Consider the following 839-nt stretch of genomic DNA (forward strand, 5'->3'; position numbering starts at 1 on the left):
CCCACCACCGCCCCGGCCGGTGGGGCAGCGCGTCGGCATGCGAGTACCGCGCTCCCGCCGGCCGACTCCCCCGCGTCGCCCCGGTGCGGCCACCTCCTCGGCCCGCGGGCCTATACCGCCTCTCGGACCGCGCCTCGGACGTTCACCGCGCCGGGGGCACGTCGGCGTGTACGATCCGGCCGCCCGCCATTACGCTGCTCGGGGTCGCAGGCCGATCCAGGGTGAAGGTGATGAGGGCCGTGAGGTGTCCCAGCAAGGTGGTGACCGTGGCGTGCGTGGTGGCGCTGTCCGTCACCGGCGCGGCAGCCACCCTGGGCGCGCTGACCACCGACGACAGGCCGGTCGCGCCTCGTTCGCATGCGGCCGAGGGCACGGTCGCGATCACCGCCGAGGCCCAGTCGCAGCTGCGGCGCCTCCAGACCGCGGGCCTGCCGGTGGAGCACACCGCGACGGTGACCCCCTCGACCGACCCCGACCACCTGCTGGGCCGGCCTGACGGCTACCGCAGCAAGGTGTCGTTCGAGGACAACCGGGTGGACGGCGGGCTGGTCACCGACAACGACCCGGGCAGCGTGGCGCTGGGCGGGGTGATCGAGGTGTACGCGGACCCGGCCACCGCCCGCAAACGCGCCCAGCGGCTCCAGCAGGAGGCGCTGGGCATCCCGGCGCGGGCCGAGCGGGGCTACCTCTCCGGGCGGGTGCTGCTGCGGCTCAGCCCGTACCTCGACGAGGCGCACGCGGAGAAGTACCGGAAGGCGCTGGGCGCCCGGCCGGTTCCCGCCGCCAGCCCCGCCCCGGACGTCCGCGAGGTGTGACGCGGCGGCGGAGGGGCGGGGGAC

1 protein-coding gene is annotated in these 839 nt (G+C 76.3%); it reads left to right on the plus strand.

Features of this window, described 5'->3' with window-relative positions; translation table 11 throughout:
- Positions 1-239: 239 nt before the first annotated feature.
- A complete protein-coding gene (locus ACYVE9_RS28950; RefSeq protein WP_461030844.1) occupies positions 240-815 on the plus strand; it encodes a hypothetical protein in 576 nt (191 codons plus the stop codon).
- Positions 816-839: the final 24 nt, after the last annotated feature.

It is taken from the genome of Streptomyces sparsus, assembly GCF_054776295.1.